At 62.5% G+C, this 17832-nt stretch carries 18 protein-coding genes; 6 read left to right on the top strand and 12 right to left on the bottom strand.

The window, feature by feature from the left end; translation table 11 throughout:
• Positions 1–41: 41 nt before the first annotated feature.
• The 8 genes from nadD to EKH80_RS14625 form a co-directional block, all read right to left on the bottom strand.
• Positions 42–677: a nicotinate-nucleotide adenylyltransferase gene (gene nadD / locus EKH80_RS14660; protein WP_126685514.1), complete on the bottom strand. Its 636-nt coding sequence runs from the start codon at positions 675–677 to the stop codon at positions 42–44.
• A 12-nt stretch (positions 678–689) separates the two neighbouring features.
• Positions 690–1700 carry a DNA polymerase III subunit delta gene (gene holA, locus EKH80_RS14655; RefSeq protein ID WP_126685513.1) on the bottom strand — a complete coding sequence of 337 codons (1011 nt, stop codon included), beginning with the start codon at positions 1698–1700 and terminating at the stop codon, positions 690–692.
• Between the two features lie 24 nt (positions 1701–1724).
• Positions 1725–2318, bottom strand: coding sequence for an LPS-assembly lipoprotein LptE (locus EKH80_RS14650; RefSeq protein ID WP_126685512.1), 594 nt, complete (start codon positions 2316–2318; stop codon positions 1725–1727).
• Positions 2319–2322: 4 nt separating this feature from the next.
• Entirely contained in the window at positions 2323–4956 is a 2634-nt protein-coding gene (gene leuS / locus EKH80_RS14645; protein ID WP_126685511.1) for a leucine--tRNA ligase, read from the bottom strand.
• A 212-nt stretch (positions 4957–5168) separates the two neighbouring features.
• On the bottom strand, positions 5169–5777 hold the full coding sequence (locus tag EKH80_RS14640; protein ID WP_126685510.1) for a PqiC family protein: 609 nt from the start codon (positions 5775–5777) through the stop codon (positions 5169–5171).
• Entirely contained in the window at positions 5774–7450 is a 1677-nt protein-coding gene (locus EKH80_RS14635; protein WP_126685509.1) for a PqiB family protein, read from the bottom strand. Before EKH80_RS14635 ends, EKH80_RS14640 begins: the two co-directional genes overlap by 4 nt.
• Positions 7443–8066, bottom strand: coding sequence for a paraquat-inducible protein A (locus tag EKH80_RS14630; RefSeq protein ID WP_126685508.1), 624 nt, complete (start codon positions 8064–8066; stop codon positions 7443–7445). Before EKH80_RS14630 ends, EKH80_RS14635 begins: the two co-directional genes overlap by 8 nt.
• On the bottom strand, positions 8063–8716 hold the full coding sequence (locus tag EKH80_RS14625; RefSeq protein ID WP_230473698.1) for a paraquat-inducible protein A: 654 nt from the start codon (positions 8714–8716) through the stop codon (positions 8063–8065). The genes EKH80_RS14630 and EKH80_RS14625 overlap by 4 nt, the downstream gene beginning before the upstream one ends.
• Before the next feature lie 107 nt (positions 8717–8823).
• Here EKH80_RS14625 and trxA point away from each other — a divergent pair, with 107 nt between their 5' ends.
• Together trxA and EKH80_RS14615 are read left to right on the top strand one after the other, a co-directional pair.
• On the top strand, positions 8824–9687 hold the full coding sequence (gene trxA, locus EKH80_RS14620) for a thioredoxin (RefSeq protein WP_425481151.1): 864 nt from the start codon (positions 8824–8826) through the stop codon (positions 9685–9687).
• Positions 9688–9839: 152 nt separating this feature from the next.
• Positions 9840–10292, top strand: a complete 453-nt coding sequence (locus EKH80_RS14615) for a DUF4442 domain-containing protein (protein WP_126685507.1) — start codon at positions 9840–9842, stop codon at positions 10290–10292.
• Positions 10293–10299: 7 nt separating this feature from the next.
• Here EKH80_RS14615 and EKH80_RS14610 read toward each other — a convergent pair whose 3' ends face one another.
• Entirely contained in the window at positions 10300–10950 is a 651-nt protein-coding gene (locus tag EKH80_RS14610; protein ID WP_126685506.1) for a hypothetical protein, read from the bottom strand.
• Positions 10937–11464, bottom strand: coding sequence for an RNA polymerase sigma factor (locus EKH80_RS14605; protein WP_126685505.1), 528 nt, complete (start codon positions 11462–11464; stop codon positions 10937–10939). The genes EKH80_RS14610 and EKH80_RS14605 overlap by 14 nt, the downstream gene beginning before the upstream one ends.
• Positions 11465–11571: 107 nt before the next feature.
• Here EKH80_RS14605 and EKH80_RS14600 point away from each other — a divergent pair, with 107 nt between their 5' ends.
• From EKH80_RS14600 to EKH80_RS14585, 4 genes are all read left to right on the top strand, one after another.
• Positions 11572–12240, top strand: coding sequence for a DUF502 domain-containing protein (locus EKH80_RS14600; RefSeq protein WP_126685504.1), 669 nt, complete (start codon positions 11572–11574; stop codon positions 12238–12240).
• A gap of 531 nt (positions 12241–12771) precedes the next feature.
• Positions 12772–13122, top strand: coding sequence for a hypothetical protein (locus tag EKH80_RS14595; RefSeq protein ID WP_126685503.1), 351 nt, complete (start codon positions 12772–12774; stop codon positions 13120–13122).
• Positions 13123–13212: 90 nt separating this feature from the next.
• Positions 13213–13569 carry a hypothetical protein gene (locus tag EKH80_RS14590; RefSeq protein ID WP_126685502.1) on the top strand — a complete coding sequence of 119 codons (357 nt, stop codon included), beginning with the start codon at positions 13213–13215 and terminating at the stop codon, positions 13567–13569.
• A 14-nt stretch (positions 13570–13583) separates the two neighbouring features.
• The gene (locus tag EKH80_RS14585; protein ID WP_126685501.1) at positions 13584–14237 is read left to right on the top strand and encodes a hypothetical protein; all 654 of its coding nucleotides are present in this window, start codon (positions 13584–13586) and stop codon (positions 14235–14237) included.
• Positions 14238–14258: 21 nt separating this feature from the next.
• On the opposite strand, the gene EKH80_RS14580 is transcribed toward EKH80_RS14585, so the two are convergent.
• Together EKH80_RS14580 and EKH80_RS14575 are read right to left on the bottom strand one after the other, a co-directional pair.
• Positions 14259–15869, bottom strand: a complete 1611-nt coding sequence (locus EKH80_RS14580; RefSeq protein WP_230473697.1) for a multicopper oxidase family protein — start codon at positions 15867–15869, stop codon at positions 14259–14261.
• An 88-nt stretch (positions 15870–15957) separates the two neighbouring features.
• Positions 15958–17598 (bottom strand): phospholipase C, encoded by a 1641-nt coding sequence (locus tag EKH80_RS14575; protein ID WP_126685500.1) that lies wholly within the window; start codon positions 17596–17598, stop codon positions 15958–15960.
• Positions 17599–17832 lie beyond the last annotated feature (234 nt).

Raw genomic sequence — 17832 nt, 5'->3', positions numbered from 1 at the left:
TAGGCTCAAAAACAGTGGGGTGTTGGGGGCTCGCCCCCAATCTATGCTGTGCGATACGGTGCCAACAACATAGGATCGTCAAACAGACCCGCCGGCAGCAAATAGCGCGGATCACGCCCCGCCGCCAACAACTCGCGAATGCGCGTAGCGGAAACCTCCAGCGGCGTCACCACCAGCTCGATCACCTTCCCCGCCGGCTGCGAACGAATTACGCCGGGATCATCCGTACGCCGTGCCGCAACTGCGCGCTCCACTTCCGCCGGCATGCACGCGTCGATACCAGGGCGGTTGATCACGCCGATATGCGCGACATCGAACAGCTCACGCCAGCGATGCCAGCTGCGCAAACCCGCGAAGGCATCCGCGCCCAGTAGCAGCACCAGCGGCCGCTCGCCGACTTCGCGGCGCAACTCTGCCAGCGTATCGAAGGTATAGGACGGGCCATTGCGTTCCAATTCGCGCGTATCGAGCGTAAGGCGCGATTGACCGCGCAGGGCCGCACGCAGCATCTCCACACGCTGTACTGCGGTGGCCGTCGGCGACGGCCGATGCGGCGGTACGTTGGCGGGCAGCAGGCGCACTTCGGCGTCGAGCAGTTCCGAAGCTTCCCAGGCCACGCTGAGGTGACCGATGTGAATCGGGTCGAAGGTGCCGCCAAAGAGGGCCAGCGGTCTCATGGTTCTTCTCGCTTAGATCAACGCCTGCGCCGCGCGCGGCTCCGCGATCGCGGCAATCAGGCGCTGCGTTTCCAGCCAGGCATCGCCGGCTTCACGGCCCTTGGCGATGCGGTCGATGCGCGCCGCGCGGGCCAGGCATTGCATCCAATGCTCGCGTGGCGCACGGCGCAATGCCTTGCGGAACAACTGCTCGCGCGCAGGCCACAAACGTTCCGTCCGCACCTGCGCGGCGAAGTCCTGCGCATTGGCCAGGCGCAACGCCAGCTGCAATTGATTCACCAGCCAGCCCATCAGCGCGATCAGCTCGTCGCCTTCCGCGCGCAGGCCTTCGAGGATGCGCAATGCGCGCGCGCCGTCACCGCCCAGCGCGGCATCGGTGAGCTTGAAAGCGTCATAACGGGCGCTATCGGCCACCAGATTTTCCATCTCGGCCGCATCGATCTTGCCCTGCCCATGCAGGACCGCCAGCTTGTCGATTTCCTGCGCGGCGGCAAGCAGGTTGCCCTCCACGCGTTCGGCCAGCAGGGCCGCGGCATCCGACGTGGCGGCCAGCCCACGCGAGGCGAGGCGGGCGCCGATCCAGGCTTGCCATTCATTCGGGCGCGGTGCGTTGAAGACCACCAGGCAACCGGCGCTGTCGACCTGTTTGGTCCATGCGCCTTCGTGTTTGTTGCTCCATTCCACCGCTGTGATTAGCAAGCTCACGTCCGGCGGCGGATTGGCGCAGAACTCTGTGATCGCCTTGGCGCCTTCCACGCCCGGCCGCCCGGTGGGCAGGCGCAAATCGAGCAGGCGACGTGAAGCGAACAGCGACATGCCAGCCGCCGCGCGCGCCAGTTCATCCCAGTCGAAATGCGCGCCTACGTCCAGGACCTGGCGCTCGCTGTAGCCAAGCTTGCGCGCTTGCGCACGCAAGGCATCGGCGGCTTCCAGCACCAGCAATTCTTCCCCGGCCAGCAGATAGACCGGGCTGAGGCGATCCGCAGCCAGCGCCTTCTGCCACTGGACGTGATTGAGCGGCATGGTCTTGGGCCCGGCTCTAAGGCCTCAGTTGCCGACCGGCGCCGACATGGACTGCGGCGGCTGCTGGGTGCTGCTGGCATTGGCCGGCATGGGGCCGACGGCCTTCGCCGCTGCGGCCTCACCGTTGCGGGCTACGGCCTGCAGGCGGAACAGCATGGATTGGATGGCATCGTCGATCAGGCTGCCCTCGATCTGCTCCATCTGCGATTGCGTACCCACCGGCTGGCTGGCGTCGTAGCTGAATTCACGCTGCAGGTCGATGCTCTGTTCCGGCACGATGACCTTGCCGTCCGGAGCCACCGCAGTGAACGCCGCGTGGAAACGCACGGCAAATTCCGTCACCTGCGCGGCACCGTTGATGGTGAGCGATTGCACATTGAAGGTCTGCGCCGGTACTCGCAGCTCGGCAATATCAGGACCAGACTGGTCTTCCAGCGTGACATTGGAAGCGAGCAAGGCGCGCGCCAGTTTGCGCTGGAAATCACCGCTACCGCTGACCGAGAGATGCACGCGCTGCATGCCTTGCGGCATGGCGGCGCTGCCACGCAGATGGAAGCCGCAAGCCGCCAGGGCGAGCATCGGCAGCAGCGCAATCAGTTTCAGCAGAGGGTGGTTCATGAACTCATCCTGCGACGATGTTGACGATCTTGCCGGGCACCACGATCACCTTGCGCACCGCCTGCCCTTCCAGGAAGGCTGCCACATGGGGATGTGCGCGCGCCAGCGCTTCGGCTTCCTCCTTGGGGGCGCTGGCGGACACTTCGATCGTGCCGCGCAGCTTGCCGTTCACCTGAACGGCCAGGGTGAGCGTGTCGCGCACCAGGGCGGCCGGGTCCGCCTTCGGCCAGGGCTGGTCGTCCAGCACGGCCTGGCGGTGGCCCAGGGCCTGCCATAGCGCGTGGCTCACGTGCGGCACCACCGGATTGAGCAGCAGCACCATGGTTTCCAGCGCTTCGTGACGCACGGCGCGGCCCTGCTCACTCTGGTCGGTGAACTTGCCGAGCGCGTTGAGCAGTTCCATCAGCGCTGCAATCGCGGTGTTGAACGCATGCCGGCGGCCGAAGTCGTCGCTCACCTTCTGGATCGTTTCATGCAACTGGCGGCGCAACGTCTTCTGCCCCGCATCCAGCTGGGACGGATCGGCTTGCGGGTGATCCGGCTGGCCGACGTGCGTGATCACTTCACGCCAGAAGCGGCGCAGGAAGCGCGCCATGCCTTCCACGCCGGCTTCGCTCCACTCCAGCGACTGTTCCGGCGGCGCGGCGAACATGGAGAACAGGCGCACGGTGTCGGCGCCGAATTTCTCCACCATCGCCTGCGGATCGACACCGTTGTTCTTGGACTTGGACATCTTCTCGGTGCCGCCGATCAGCACCGGCTTGCCGTCGGCCTTCAGCACCGCGCCGACCACGCGCGCCTTTTCGTCGCGCTGGATTTCCACGTCGGCCGGGTTGATCCAATCCTTCGAGCCGTTCGGGTTGTCACGGTAGAAGGTTTCGGCGATCACCATGCCCTGGCACAGCAGGTTGGTGGCCGGTTCGTCCGACTGCACCAGCCCCGCGTCGCGCATCAGCTTGTGATAGAAGCGGAAGTACAGCAGGTGCAGGATCGCGTGCTCGATACCGCCGATGTACTGGTCGACCGGCAGCCAATAGTTGGCGCGTTCGTCCACCAGGCCATTCGCGCCGGGACTGGTGTAGCGCGCGTAGTACCAGCTCGATTCCATGAAGGTATCGAAGGTGTCGGTTTCGCGTTCGGCCGGGCCGCCGCAATGCGGGCAGCTGGTCTTGCGCCACTGAAGGTCGGCCTTGATCGGCGATTGCACGCCCGAGAAGGCCACATCTTCGGGCAGAACCACCGGCAGCTGGTCTTCCGGCACCGGCAAGGCGCCGCATTTCGCGCAATAGATCACCGGAATCGGGCAACCCCAATAGCGCTGGCGGCTCACGCCCCAGTCGCGCAGGCGCCAGTTGACGCGGCGATGCCCCTTGCCGGCCGTCTCCAGCTTGCCGGCGATGAAATCGAATGCCTCGCGGTAGTTCCTGCCGTCGAGATCGCCCGAGTTGACCACGCGCATGTCCGAGCGCGTCTTGTCGGCGTACCACTCTTTCCAATGCTGCGCATCGTAGGCGGCATCGTCGCCGCCCACCGCGATCACCTGCTTGATCGGCAGCTGGTACTTGTGCGCGAATTCGAAGTCGCGCTCATCGTGACCGGGCACCGCCATCACCGCGCCGGTGCCGTAGCCCATCAGCACGAAGTTGGCCACCCATACCGGCACTTTGTCGCCGGTGACCGGATGGAGCGCGTTGAGGCCGGTGGGCATGCCGCGCTTTTCCTGCGTTTCGAGCTCAGCCTCGGATACACCGCCGTGGCGCAGCTCCTCCAGGAACGCGGCCAGCTGCGGGTTGCTTGCCGCAGCTTTCTGCGCCAGCGGATGTTCGCCGGCGATCGAAACGAAGGTGACGCCCAGCAAGGTATCCGGGCGCGTAGTGAACACGGTGAGCGGCTCCACCTCGCCTTCCACTGCGAAATGGATGTCCACGCCCTCGCTGCGCCCGATCCAGTTGCGCTGCATGGTCTTCACCGCATCCGGCCAGCCGGGCAACCGGTCCAGGCCGTCCAGCAGCTCTTGCGCGTAATCGGTGATCTTCAGGAACCACTGCGGAATCTCGCGCTTTTCCACCGGCACACCGGAGCGCCAGCCGCAGCCGTCGATCACCTGTTCGTTGGCCAGCACGGTCTGGTCGACCGGGTCCCAGTTCACCACCGCATTCTTGCGGTAGGCCAGGCCCTTGCGCATTAGCCGGGTGAACATCAGCTGTTCCCAGCGGTAGTACTCCGGCCGGCAGGTGGCGAACTCGCGGGTCCAGTCGATGGCGTAACCCAGCGACTTGAGCTGCTCGCGCATGTGGTCGATGTTCTTGTACGTCCACTTGGCCGGCGCGGTGGCGTTCTTGATCGCGGCGTTCTCGGCCGGCAGGCCGAACGCGTCCCAGCCCATCGGCTGCAACACGTTCCTGCCGTTCATGCGCTGGTAGCGGCTGATCACGTCGCCGATGGTGTAGTTGCGCACATGCCCCATGTGCAGCGCCCCGGAGGGGTACGGCAGCATGGCCAGGCAATAGAACTTCGGGCGGGAGGGATCCTCCTTCACCTCGTACGCGCGCTGCGCGGTCCAATACTGCTGGGCGGCGGCTTCCACCACCTGCGGGCTGTAGTCGTTGGGAGAACCTTCGGTCTGATTGTCCTGCATGATCCGGTGCCGTTATCCGTTGCGGGCGCACCGGAAAGCAAATCCGGGCACCGCGTTGAACCCGGCAGACTAGCAGAAATGGCCACCGCGCTTCCTCTCCCTGTGGCAGGAAACGCGTAGGCTGGGATGACAATCGTAGGCTGGGTTGCAAAACCCAGCATTGCCATGCAGCAGTACGCGCGATGCTGGGATTGTCATCCCAGCCTACATCCTCATCCGCGCGGGCACTCCGGCACACGCCCGTCCGCCATGGCCGGCGCGACGCCGGCAATCTGCCCGGCCAGTGTCGCCAGCGCCTGTTGATGCCCGGCCACCAAAGCGGCGTAGCCCGGTCCTGCGCTTTCGCTCACGCGGCTGCTGCAGGTGAGCACGGCCTGGCTGCTGAGTTCGCGGATCGTCCAGGTGGCGTCGATCAGCGCGTAGCTGCCGGGCGCGGAGTCGAAACGGCGCAGGTCGACCTTGATGCGCAACACCGGCTTGCCATGGGTGGGAGCGGCGCCGCTAATGTCCTGCGCGTGGGTGCGTTGCGCAAGCTCGACCGCCAAGGCGCCACGCACTTCGTCCGCCAGAGGAGCAGCCCAGCGTTCGCCATTGAGCAAGGTCACGGCCTGGCCGCCTTCGCGCACAACCAGTTGCGGTACGTCATCCTGGGCCGGAACGCCGACCGGCATCAGCTCGAACTGAAAGTTCGGTGGCGTCGAAGCGGTTTCTGCTGGCGTTTCAGGCGCCGGAACCAGGGTGTAGTAATGCACGGGTGCCGACGCGCAAGCCGCGAGCGCTGCCGCGCCGCCTATCGCCATCAGGTGTCGCATACGAATCATGGCTTGCTCCCTTGCTGCGTCGGGGCGCTGGACGGACCGGTGTCCGTCGGCGCTGCATCCCTCCCGCGTCCACGGATCAATGAGCTGGGCTGGGTGTTCAGGTAATCGGTGAGCGCGCGCAGCGAGCGGGCCATGCGCTGCAGTTCCTGCAACGTGCCGGCGAGGTTCTGCTGCAACGGCGAATCAGACGCGAGCGCGTTGTTTGCCGTACCCAGCGTCTGGTTGGCGCCCTTGAGCGTTTCATGGACCTCGGGCAGCACGCTGCCGTTGATCTGCTTGAGGGTGCCGTCCAGGTCGGCCAGCGTGTGGTTGAGGTTGTTGCCGATCGCATCGAACGGAATCTTGTTGATCTTGTCGACGATCTCGGCCATCTGCTCCTGCAGTTTGTCGAAGCTGCCGGGGATGGTGGGAATTTCCAGCGGGCGCGCGTCGGGGTTGTACGGCACCTTGGGCGCATTCGGCACAATGTCCAGCGAGATGAACAACTGGCCGCTAAGCAGGTTGCCGACCTTGGCCTGCGCGCGCAGGCCCTGCTGGACCATGCCGGCCACCACCTGCTCCACGTCTTCGCCCCCCCTGGACTTGGCGATGGCCTGCAGCTTGGAGTGCGCCCTTCCCAGGCGCTCCGGATAGATCAGCGCGCCCACATAGATCGGGAAACGGTTGGTCTTCTCGTCGTAGTCCATGCGGATGGAGACGACGTGACCGAAGTTGATGCCACGGAATTCCACCGGCGAGTCCACCGCCAGGCCGCGCACCGGCTGGTCGAAGCGCATCACGATGTAATGCGGTTCGCCGTTCGGCGGCGCCATGGCGTTGCTTTCGCTGTCGAACAGCGTGAACCTGGCGTTCTCATCGGCCGGCTTTTCGTTGGGATGCGGCCCGGGCGCATCATTGAAGGCCACGCCCCCGGCCAGCACCGTGGCCAGCGATTGCGTATTGAGCTTGAGGCCTTCGGCGCCGATCGATACGTCCACGCCGCTGGCATTCCAGAAGCGCCCTTCCGTGGTCACGAACTGATCGTACGGGCTGTCCACGAAAATCTGCAGCGTGACGCCCTTGCCGTCGTTGTCCAGCTTGTAGGAAGCCACGCGCCCCACCTGCAGACGGCGGTAATAGACCGGCGAGCCGATATCCAGCGAACCCAGGTCGCCGGCATGCAGGGTATAGCTCCTGCCGCGCGAGTCGTGCAGCACCGAAGGCGGGGTCTCCAGGCCGACGAAATCGTTTTGCGGCTGCTCGGACTTGCCCACGTCCACCCCGATGAAGGAGCCGGACAGCAGGGTATCGATGCCCGATACGCCACCCAGCCCGATGCGCGGACGCACCACCCAGAAACGCGAGTCGGATACCGCGATATCGGCCGCGCTCTTGTCCAGCGACACCTTCACGATCACCTTGCTGTGATCCTGGCTCAGGCGAATGCCGGTGACCTTGCCGATCACCACGTCCTTGTATTTGACCACCGTCTTGCCCGATTCCAGGCCCTGGGCGGTCTGGAAGCTGAGGGCGATGGTGGGGCCTTGTTCCCGCCACGCGTTGATCACCAGCGACAGGCCGATCAGCGCCGCCACCGCGGGGACCAGCCAGATCCAGGACGCGTTGACGCGACGGCGCTTGACTACCGGCTCGGGCAGATTGCCGCCCGCGTTGGGGGTGTTCTGATCAGTCATCTTCGTCCTGGCAATCCCATATCAGGCGGGGGTCGAAACTCTGTGAAGCCAGCATGGTAAGTATCACGGTAAGGCCGAAGTACACCACTCCGGGCAAAGGCGCCACCTCGCTGAAGAAGCCGAATTGCACCAGCGCGGTCAGCAGCGCCACCACGAACACGTCCAGCATGGACCAGTAACCGATGAATTCCACCAGCCGGTACAGCATGGCCCGCTGCCGGCGCGCCCAGTTGCTACCCCGGTGTGCGCTCAACAGCAGCGTAGTCATCACCAGGAACTTCATCATCGGCACCATGATGCTGGCGGTGAACACGATGATGGCCAGGTCCGGCGAACCCTTCACCCACAGCTCGACCACACCGCTGAGAATGGTGTTGTCATCCACGTCGCCCAAGCTGGCCGTACGCATGATCGGCAGCACATTGGCCGGGATGTAGAACAGGAAGGCGGCGATCAACAGCGCCCAGGTGCGCGCGCAGCTTTGGGGTTTGCGCCGGTGCAAGGCACTGCCGCAGCGTGGGCAGGCCGGGTCCTCCACCTGGTTGTCGCGGCAGACCAGGCCGCAGACATGGCAACCGATCAAGCCCAGCTCATGCGCCCGGGGCAGCGCGCTCATGGCGAGGGCTCCGCCGGGATCTCGTCCCACAGCTGGCGCAGGTCGATGCTTGAAAAGACGGTGATCAGCAGCGCCAGCGCCGCATAGGCAAACGCACCGATATTGGGCATCACGTCGAAATACATCTGTGCCTTGACGATCGACACCAGTACTCCAAGCACGAATACCTCGCTCATCGTCCATGGCCCGATGTAGTGAAGGACGACCATCACCGAGACAAAGCCGGGGGCGCGCCGCCCGCTGCGCCCGAAGATCAGCAACCAGCCCAACGCAAACATCTTGCATAGTGGAAAGAAGAACAGCGTGGCCGCCGCCAGCACAGCAACCACCTGCGAGTGCTGCTTCCACATCATGATGATAACGCCCCACAGGCGGGCGTGGATTTGTTCGCCGCCGAGCCCTAGCGTCATGATCGGCCACGCGTTCGCCAGCACGAACACCACCATCACCGTCGCGACCAAGGCCAGCATCGCATCCAGGCCGATGCGCTGATGGCGCTCCAGCACGGCGTTGCAGCGTGCGCAGCGCGCCACCTCGCCGCGCGCCAGCGGCCGGCGACGGTAGACCGTGTCGCAGTGCTCGCAGATCAGCAGATCTGACATCGGCGCCTTCTGCGCGTGTTCCATGCTGGCCGGGGGCGTAGTGCTCATGCGTTTGATTCTCGCAAATCCCACGCCAATGCGCCTGCTGTCGACCGGCTCTTGATATGCTGCGCGGCGCCCCGATCTGCACCGACTAGTCCTTGATGGAGCCCACCGTGAACGCCGCCGTCTCTCCGCACATCTTCGAAGTCGATCAGTCCAACTTCGAAACCGAGGTGCTCGAAGCCTCGCTCACGACACCCGTGCTGGTGGACTTCTGGGCGACCTGGTGCGGTCCGTGCAAGTCATTGGGCCCGCTGCTGGAAAAGCTTGCGGTCGAATACAACGGCGCCTTCCGCCTGGGCAAGGTCGACGTCGACCAGAACCAGGAGCTGGCCGGCGTCTTCGGCATTCGCAGCATTCCCACCGTGATCCTGGTGAAGGACGGGCAGATCCTCGACGGCTTCGCCGGCGCCCTGCCGGAAGGCCAGCTGCGTCAATTCCTTACGCGCCACCTTGAGCCGCTGGCAGACGAGTTCGAACAGGAGCCCGAAGAAATCGCGCCCGAATCGCCCGAGCAGGCCATCAACCGCCTGCAACAGGAAATCGCCGCCGACCCGAATCGCCCCGAACTCAAGCTCGATCTGGCGATCGCCCTGGCCCATGCCGGCCAAGCCGCTGCCGCGGAAACCGAGCTCGATGCCCTGCCCGCCAACCTCGCCACCGACGCCCGTGCTGTGCGCCTGCGCAGTCAGCTCAATCTGGCCCGCTCGCTCGAAGGCACGCCGCCGATGGAAGTGTTGCAACAACGCCTCCACGCGAACCCGCAGGATTGGGAGGCACACGATCTGCTCGGCGTGCGCCTGCTGCTGGGCAATGATCCGGCTGCCGGCCTCGAGCATTGGCTGCTGGTGCTGGAGAAAGCGCGCGACTGGAACGACGGCCAGGCGAAGAAGCGCCTGCTGGCGGCGTTCAACACCCTGGACGATGCGGAGCTGGTGGGCCGCTATCGCCGGCGCATGGCTTCGTTGTTGTTCTGACCGCTCTTGTAGGCTGGGATGCCAATCCCAGCATCGCGCGGTGGCGCGCATGGCAATGCTGGGTTTCGCAACCCAGCCTACGATTGGCATCCCAGCCCACCAGGTTCCATACGCATAAGTATGGTAGATTGAAGGCCCCTCCGGAGCCTTCCATGCGTGCACCCACGTTCCGTCGCCTGCTCAATCTGTGGCCACCCTTCCTGTTCAGCGGCGTCCGCGTGCTGAATCTGGATGATGACTACACCGAGGCCCACGTGGCGCTCAGGTTGCGCCCATGGAACCGGAATTACGTGCGTACGCAATTCGGCGGCAGTCTGTTTGCCATGGCGGACCCGTTCTGGATGCTGCTGATCCTGCACCACCTGGGCAAGGATCATTTCGTATGGGACAAAGCCGGAAGCATAGACTTCGTTGCACCGGGCCGCGAGGACGTCTACGCGCATTTCAAGCTGGAACCCGGCCTGCTGGAGGAATTGCGAGCCGCGGCGGCCAACGGCGAGAAAGTGCTGCGCTGGTTCGAGGTACCGATCAAAACGGCGGCGGGCGAGGTGGTCGCGCTGGTTCGCAAGCAGCTGTATGTGCGCCTGAAGCCGAAACATCGCTGAGCAGCGCTCACTCCTGCTTGAAACGCGCGATCTGCTCAAGCATCACTTCGGCCTTTTGCACACCGCCGCCCGCAAGGCTGTTTTCGAACCTGCGGCGATAGCCCGTGCGACGAACCAGCCAGGCCACAAGGGCCACCAATCCCAACGAAGCGAAGCCGGACAACAGCAGATAGCCCAGCAGCTTGGGAGCGACCACCTGCGGATCGATACCGCTGCTTGCCATCGCCATTAGCACCAGCGGTATCCACACGAACGAACACGTCACCGCATACAACGGCGCCTCCACCTGCACGCGCCAGGCGCGCAAGCGGGCGATGCGCCGCTGGATGTCCAGCACCGGTGCGGCGTAATCGATCTGCTTGATCAGATGAAGGTTGCGCGCCGCCGTCACGATCATCAGGATGCCGAAGGCGTGCACGAGCAGGCCCCACGTCAGAAAGTGGAGCACGCTCGTGCGCGGGAACCAGAACGAGACCGCCATCAAGGTGACCAGCACACCGACGAAGATCTGCAGCACCTGGCCCCAGAACAGCGGCCGCAGGCCGTGACCTACCTTATCCAGGCGCCGCTCGGTCAGCAGTTGGATGCTCAAGGCCTGCTGTGCTTCCCCTTGCCGACCCAAGGTCTGCCAGGCGAGTTTCATCTCATCCAGTTCCATAGCTCTCTCCCGCGGGCGGGCCGCCCGTCATCCGGCTGCGAAGTTTCTGTTTGATGCGACTGATCTTGGTGGCCACGTTGGTTTCGCTGATGCCCAGGATTTCGGCGATCTCGCCGTAGCCGCGGTCTTCCAGATACAACAGGATCAGCGCTCGATTGAGAGGATCAAGCTCGGCGATGAATCGGTGCAGGGCCGCAAGGCGCTCATCGGGCTCGGCAATGCCTGCTGATCCTTCGAACGCATTGAGCTGCTTGTGCTCCAGCGATGGCTCCGGGCGCGACCGCCGCTGATGGGATATCGCTACATTCAACGCCACCCGATACATCCAGGTGGAGAAGCGTGCGCGCCTTGCATCGAAGCCGGCAAAGGAGCGCCACAGCTGCAGGCAGATTTCCTGCGTCAAGTCGTTGCGATCTTCCGGATCGCGGGCATACACCGACGCAACCTTGAACACGATGCGCTGGTGTTCCCGCAATAGCTTCTCGAACGCCTGCTGTAGTTCCCGTCCGCGCATGAGCCGTCCCCGTGGTTACCCCTGTTATTCGCGGCGCGCGCGAAAAAATCACAGGCTGACGGGCCGCTGCCTACAATAGGCCTACCTCACCCTGTTCCGAGCCGCCCATGCCCCCGCTACGCCTGAAACGCTACCTCATCACCGGCCTGCTCACGTTCATGCCGCTATGGGTGACTTGGCTGGTGTTCAAATTCATCGTGGGATTTCTGGCCGATCTCGGCGCACCGCTGGTGGCCGCGTTCGTCGGCGCGCTGGGCTGGGTGTCGCCCGAGGCGGCCGGCCAGCTCAGCCACAGCTGGATTACCTATGTGCTGGCGCTGCTACTCACCTTGATCACCTTGTACCTGCTTGGCTTCCTGGCCAATCGCGTGATTGGCCAGCGCATGCTGCGTGCGTTCGACGACGTTCTGCAACGGATCCCGCTGGTGCAGACCATCTACGGCGGCACCAAGAAACTGATGGCGGTACTGCAGAACAAGCCGGGCGGGATGCAGCGCGTGGTCCTGGTCGACTTTCCCCGCCAAGGGATGAAGGTGGTGGGTTTTGTCACCCGCGTGATGACCGAGGAAGGCAGCGGCCGCGAGATCGCGGCGGTCTACATCCCCACCACGCCCAACCCCACCGGCGGTTACCTTGAATTGGTGCCCGTGGACGAATTGACGCCCACTGACTGGACCATGGACCAGGCCATGGCTTTCATCATTTCCGGCGGGGCAGTGGCACCGGACACCTTGCCGGCGTCGCCGGCCGCCTTGCCGACGCAAGGGCGGGCCTGATCAAGCGTCGCTGGCCTGCCATGGAGGGGCAATAGCTACAACAGCGTCGCCACAGCAGTCGCCCCTTGCATGCTCAAATGGCCTTGAATACCTGCGCTGCGCAATTCCATAGCGCCGCGTGAGGCAGCAAGCGCTCGGCGCATCCGCGCGTACTTTCAAGCTCGGGCGTAACGACTTACCCGACTGGCTTTCATCACGCCAGCACGACTGCTTACGCCGAATTTTCAAGCCGCGCATCTTCTCTACTGGCTTCATCCCGATGTTGGCGCCGTCGGGGCAGACCTGGGATGCCATGGATGCAATGCGTCGAAACAATTTCGACGCTGCTTGAAACACCGCATAAATGCTTTTCTTTGATGATTACGCCTCAGATAGACCAACCCTAGACCATGAAGAGACAGGCACCAACGATGCTTATGCCTATCTGGCCATCTGTCTTGATGGCAGGCTTGCCAAAGATAAAACCCACCCCTGGTTGTCACCCGTCAGAGTGGCGTGATTTTTATTGTGATATTTCAAAAGGACGAAAATATGAAAAAGGCGATCTATATAACCGCTCTTCCCATTGCCCTTTTGTCGGTAATGACGGCCAATGCTTACGCCGACGAGGCCGATTGCCAAGACGCAAGCACTTATTCTGGTTATGTAACCGTCATAAACACCAACCCTGGTTATAATAGAGACCATAGCGTCATAACAATAAGGACAGATGATAAAAAGGATTATACATTTTCCCTGGATGATATGATTGGCAATAGAACAGCCGTTGGAAAGATAACGTATGCAACGCTCTTAACTGCGGCGGTGTCAGGAAATAAAGTAACAATATGGTGCAATGCAAAAAATACAATTGGCGATGTAATCGTCAATTTTACCTATTGAGCCGTTATCTGATACGGAGCTTCACTTTATTTCCTCCATGCAAAACTGAGAATCCACATGGTACGGATTATGCGAAAGATAAAGAGAAATATGGCCCAGCCCGTAATCGGTGCGGCACTCGCCGCACCACTGGCACTCGCCATCTTTTCCGCTCCGGCTCATGCCCAGGCAACCGTATACAAGGGGGTGTACATAGTGCGACTTGACTACAAACACCCTGGTGACATAGCCGAGGGCAACCTACAGATCTACACCGAGGACCCAAAGACCAGCACCTCGCATATCACGCCACTGTGGTATATGGATTGGAGCACGGGCAACATGGACCGCGAGAACGACACTTACCTGTCCATGCTGCAGACGGCCTATTCGCAAATTCTCCCGGTCGATATCGAGGAAGATGCACACAAAGGCCTGGTCAGCGTCAGCCTGACCGCGGGTGACTAACCAGGAGAATATCCGTGCTTGCCACCATAAAAAAGATCCTGACCTTCACGCTTTTGGTGTTCGCCACGTCGGACGCATCGTCGGCGAATTACCCCTCTTATCAGCTTGATCACATAACAGTGACAAAATTGGTTTACGCGCCGGCGAATTCGACCACTTTGGTGTATGCCAAGGATAGTCAGTGGAACAACATCCCTGGTAATTTCCGGATTTACAATAATTACCCAATCGTGGGGGCATGTGATGGGCAACCAGGCGAAGAAAACAAATTCCGAATACTGGAGTTTGCGGAAGCGAATGATCTACCCGTCAGCATACGTCTCAACGCGATGCACGCCGGTGAGCCACTCACTTGGGTCGATAGCGTAGTGGTCACATCTACAGGGCAACTGCCTACCGGCGAAATTCGGCCCCAGGCCGTAACGACAGTTACGGGAGAACTGGTCGGGATAGAGGAATCCGGTACTAGTTATTCAACCTCGATATACGTCAAGGACGCATCAGGACAAATATATAACATGAGCAATTGGAACCCCTGTTATTCTAGTGAAGCGTCACGCACGGCTCAACGGCGCCTTCTTGGGATGGAGCTTGAAGCACTGAAAAACAATGCTCAGGTCACTATGAAAGGAAATGTCTTCCTAGATGAGCTGGACTTGCTCCCGTAACCATGTACGCCCTTCCGGTGGTCAGGCAGGCAGCACTTCAAACGGCCGCATCATCTCGTTCGCCTCATGCTCCAGCAGATGGCAGTGCCAGGCATAGCGCCCGGCGTAACCTTCGAAGCGCACGATGATCCGCGTGATCATGCCGGGCCAGGCCTGCACGACATCTTTCCAACCCGCCTCACCGGCTGACGGCGCTTGCGCAGAGCCGGTGTAGCGAACGGTTTGCGCATCCATCCAAGAGCCTGCATCGAACGGCCGGCGGTCCAGGATCTGGAACTTCACCAGGTGCAAATGGATGGGATGCGTATCGTCGGTGAGATTGACCAGGTTCCAGATCTCGGTGCTGCCCAGCACGGGCTTTTCCGTCACCGGCTCATGCCAGCGTTTGCCGCCCAGCAGCATCAGCATCGGTTCGGCCACGCAGTCCTGATAGGCATCCAGCGTCAGCATGCGCTGCTTGCGGGCGGTTGATTCGGGCATGCGCGGCACATCGCGCAGCACGGCGGGCACAACGCTCGCGTCCTGCACCCGGCCGCTGCCAATGCGGAACTGCATGATCGGCAAGACGTCATTGACCAGTTCGAGCTGCTGTCCGGCCAAAGCGGCAAAGTCGATGACGATATCTGCACGCTCGCCCGGTGCAATAAACAGATGGCGCAGCGATACCGGCGCTGCCAGCAGGCCCTGATCGCTGCCGATCTGCACAAACGGACGCCCGTCGCGCATTTTCAGATTGAAGAAACGCGCATTGGAAGCATTCAGCACGCGAAACCGGTAGCGACGTGGCTGTAGGTCCAGATACGGCAACAATGCGCCATTGACGAGCATGGCGTTGCCGAACACTTCCGAAACCCATGGTGCTTCGCTGTTGCCGGAGACTGGGTAGTACAACTGCGCCTCCGTGGTGAGCAGCCGATCGCTCAGGGTCAGCGGAATTTCCTGCTCGCCGTGCGGCAGACCCAAGGCGCGCTCGTGCTCGTCGCGCAGTATGAAGTTGCCGAACATGCCGGCGTAAATATTCAGGCGATTGATACCCATCGCGTGGTCGTGATACCAGAGCTGGGCCGCATCCTGCCGGTTCGGATAGGTGTGCACTCGCGATTGGCCGGGCACGTACCAGTCTTCCGGATAACCATCGCTTGCAGTCGGCACACAGGCCCCGTGCACATGCACCACGGCGCGTACTTCGGGCCGGTCTTTTTCGGCGCCATGAATGCGGTGATCGATCGGCAGAAAATGCCGGGAGGGGAGCGCATTGCGCCAGTCGATGCGCAGCGCCTTGCCGCTTTGCGCTTCGATACTGGGCCCCGGCATGCAGCCGCCGTAGGTCCACAGGCGCGTGGGCGGCAGATCGCGGTGCAGGCGCTGTTCGGTTTCACGCATGTCCACACGCAGGGTCTTGCCGTCCGCGCGCAGTACCGGCGGCAGCGGCAAGGGATCAACAAACGGCTTGAGCTGACTCGGATCGAGCAGACGCGGCTCGCTCGCCTGGTCTGCCACCGGATGCTTGCACAAGGGGCCGCCACTCATGTTGCTCATGCCGCGCAAGTCGTGTGCGCGCAGACGCGTTGAGCATGCGCCCGCGCCCAGCCCCAGCATCGTCCATTTCAGAAAATCGCGGCGAGTCGACACAGTGGATTTCTCGTAAGCAAAAAAGCATCGCCCCATCCAGTGGGGCGATGCGTCCAACCTTTTGACGTACCGATCAAGAACGCGCGAATTACTTCCCGGTCATCGGCTCACCCGTGCCTTCATCCAGGAACAGGCGACGGTTTTCGCCGAACGGATCATCGAAGTCGAACATATTGTTCAACTTGCCGGCCACGGCATCGAACGAACCGCCGCCAAGCCGCTCGCCGCGCAACCAGTTGTCTTCGATGAAGCGCGTGATCGAGCTTTGGTCGGTCACCGTGTGATCGACGTGATTGCGGCGTGCCCACGGCGAAATCACCAATAGCGGCAGGCGCGGACCGTAACCGCAGCGCCCCTGCACCGGCCGGGTGCTATTCACGCCCGGCAGCGTGCTGCGGCCATTGCACACGCCCGTAGCATTGAGCGCATCCTGGCTGCTTGCCGAAGCATTCACTTGCGGTGCGGCCTGGTGGTCATACCAGCCGTCGGAGTCGTCGTAGGCGATGACCACGGCGGTGTCGCGCCACTCCGGCCGCTGCTGCAGGAAGTTCAGCACGCGCACGATGAACTGCTGCTCGTCCAGCGGGTCCGAATAGCCGGCATGGCCATCCTGGTAGCCCGGCGCCTTGAGGAAGCTCACCGCCGGCATGTTGCCGGCTGCCACCGCGGCGTAGAAATCATTGAGGTCGTACTGGTGATTCGCCGCGTCGCCGGAGTGGCCGATCATCGCCACCGAAGTGGGACGCGCGTGCGTGGGGTTGGCGGTAGGGGCGTAATACTGGAACGGCTGGTGATGCGGAATGTAGTCCACCTTCTTGGCCTTGGTCACCGTAGAGGTGTTGCTGCGCTTGCAGCCGGTGCTGCCATTCGGGTTGACCGTGGTCAGATCGAAGCCGCCTTCGAAGAAGCCCCAGGTTATGCGCTTGGCGTTGAGCAACTCGCCGATGTTCTTGCCGCTCATGCGTACACGCGCGCCGCTGGAATTGGAGCACACGTCGTCGATCGGGTCGGCATCGCTGATCAGCGTGTAGCCGCCCTGGCCATCGGCCACCACATCGCCGCCGGCGGCCAACTGTTCGCTGATGCCGTTGGTCTGGCCGGAAATCAGGTTCAGGGCGCCCGGCGTGGACGGGCCAAAGGTGGTGTTGTAGCTGTTGTCGCTCATCGCGAAATGCTGGGCGTAATGCCACAGCGCGGTGACGGTGTTGCCGTCGTAGTAACCCATCACCTGGCCGTTACCGTCTTCCGCCCCAGTGCCGCCCGGCAGGGCCTCGCCCGAACCGGTGTACTTCGGGAAGAGGTCCATGGCGCCGTTGTCGAACGCCTGCTGCTCCGGCATGTAGTCGTGATCCTGGTCGGCCGTGGCGGCCTGCGCGCGCGACAGACGGAACGGATTGATCGCCCCCGTGCCATTGGCGGCGTTGTTCGCAGTGGGATTGCTGCTCAGCAATTGCTTGTTGAGACCGTTGACCTTCGGCGTGTCCGCCTTTGCATAGAACGGCGGCTCGCCCGGCGCGTTCGCGGCATAAGGATAAGTGCCGAAGTAGTGATCGAAGGAGACGTTCTCCTGGAAGATCACCACCAGGTGCTTGATCGGCGTGGCGGTGGGGACACGCTTATGACCATGCCAGGGGCTGGCATCGACGACCGGATCCGGGGCGGACAGCGCGACGGCAGACAGCGAGGTCAACAGGCAGGCAGCAAGACAGACGGCAAGACGTGAGCGCATGGCAGTCTCCAGTAACGGTCAGAGGGCACGCTCCCCTCGGCGCGATGGAAAGGACCTTACGGAATAGCCATGACAAGCGAATAACAGTCATGCGACGAGTACGGGCTTTCGATGCTCGTGTGGTCCGGCGTAGGCCGGGTCGACAATCGTAGGCTGGGTTGCAAAACCCAGCATTGGCATGGCGCGATGCTGGGGTTGTCATCCCAGCCTACGGGTCTATGCGGGATAACCATA

The organism is Dyella choica (assembly GCF_003977665.1).
GTDB lineage: Bacteria > Pseudomonadota > Gammaproteobacteria > Xanthomonadales > Rhodanobacteraceae > Dyella_B > Dyella_B choica.
The sequence above is the reverse complement of the archived record's forward strand: the minus strand, read 5'-3'. Positions and strand labels throughout refer to the sequence as shown.

Excerpts from the sequence above, each read along its gene's own strand:
- leuS (WP_126685511.1), bottom strand. The coding sequence starts at position 4,956 with ATGCAGGACAATCAGACCGAAGGTTCTCCCAACGACTACAGCCCGCAG.
- EKH80_RS14640 (WP_126685510.1), bottom strand. The coding sequence starts at position 5,777 with ATGATTCGTATGCGACACCTGATGGCGATAGGCGGCGCGGCAGCGCTC.
- EKH80_RS14590 (WP_126685502.1), top strand. The coding sequence starts at position 13,213 with ATGGCCCAGCCCGTAATCGGTGCGGCACTCGCCGCACCACTGGCACTC.
- EKH80_RS14605 (WP_126685505.1), bottom strand. The coding sequence starts at position 11,464 with ATGCGCGGACGGGAACTACAGCAGGCGTTCGAGAAGCTATTGCGGGAA.
- EKH80_RS14625 (WP_230473698.1), bottom strand. The coding sequence starts at position 8,716 with ATGAGCACTACGCCCCCGGCCAGCATGGAACACGCGCAGAAGGCGCCG.
- EKH80_RS14650 (WP_126685512.1), bottom strand. The coding sequence starts at position 2,318 with ATGAACCACCCTCTGCTGAAACTGATTGCGCTGCTGCCGATGCTCGCC.
- EKH80_RS14610 (WP_126685506.1), bottom strand. The coding sequence starts at position 10,950 with ATGGAACTGGATGAGATGAAACTCGCCTGGCAGACCTTGGGTCGGCAA.
- nadD (WP_126685514.1), bottom strand. The coding sequence starts at position 677 with ATGAGACCGCTGGCCCTCTTTGGCGGCACCTTCGACCCGATTCACATC.
- EKH80_RS14575 (WP_126685500.1), bottom strand. The coding sequence starts at position 17,598 with ATGCGCTCACGTCTTGCCGTCTGTCTTGCTGCCTGCCTGTTGACCTCG.
- holA (WP_126685513.1), bottom strand. The coding sequence starts at position 1,700 with ATGCCGCTCAATCACGTCCAGTGGCAGAAGGCGCTGGCTGCGGATCGC.
- EKH80_RS14615 (WP_126685507.1), top strand. The coding sequence starts at position 9,840 with ATGCGTGCACCCACGTTCCGTCGCCTGCTCAATCTGTGGCCACCCTTC.
- EKH80_RS14630 (WP_126685508.1), bottom strand. The coding sequence starts at position 8,066 with ATGAGCGCGCTGCCCCGGGCGCATGAGCTGGGCTTGATCGGTTGCCAT.
- EKH80_RS14600 (WP_126685504.1), top strand. The coding sequence starts at position 11,572 with ATGCCCCCGCTACGCCTGAAACGCTACCTCATCACCGGCCTGCTCACG.
- EKH80_RS14635 (WP_126685509.1), bottom strand. The coding sequence starts at position 7,450 with ATGACTGATCAGAACACCCCCAACGCGGGCGGCAATCTGCCCGAGCCG.
- EKH80_RS14595 (WP_126685503.1), top strand. The coding sequence starts at position 12,772 with ATGAAAAAGGCGATCTATATAACCGCTCTTCCCATTGCCCTTTTGTCG.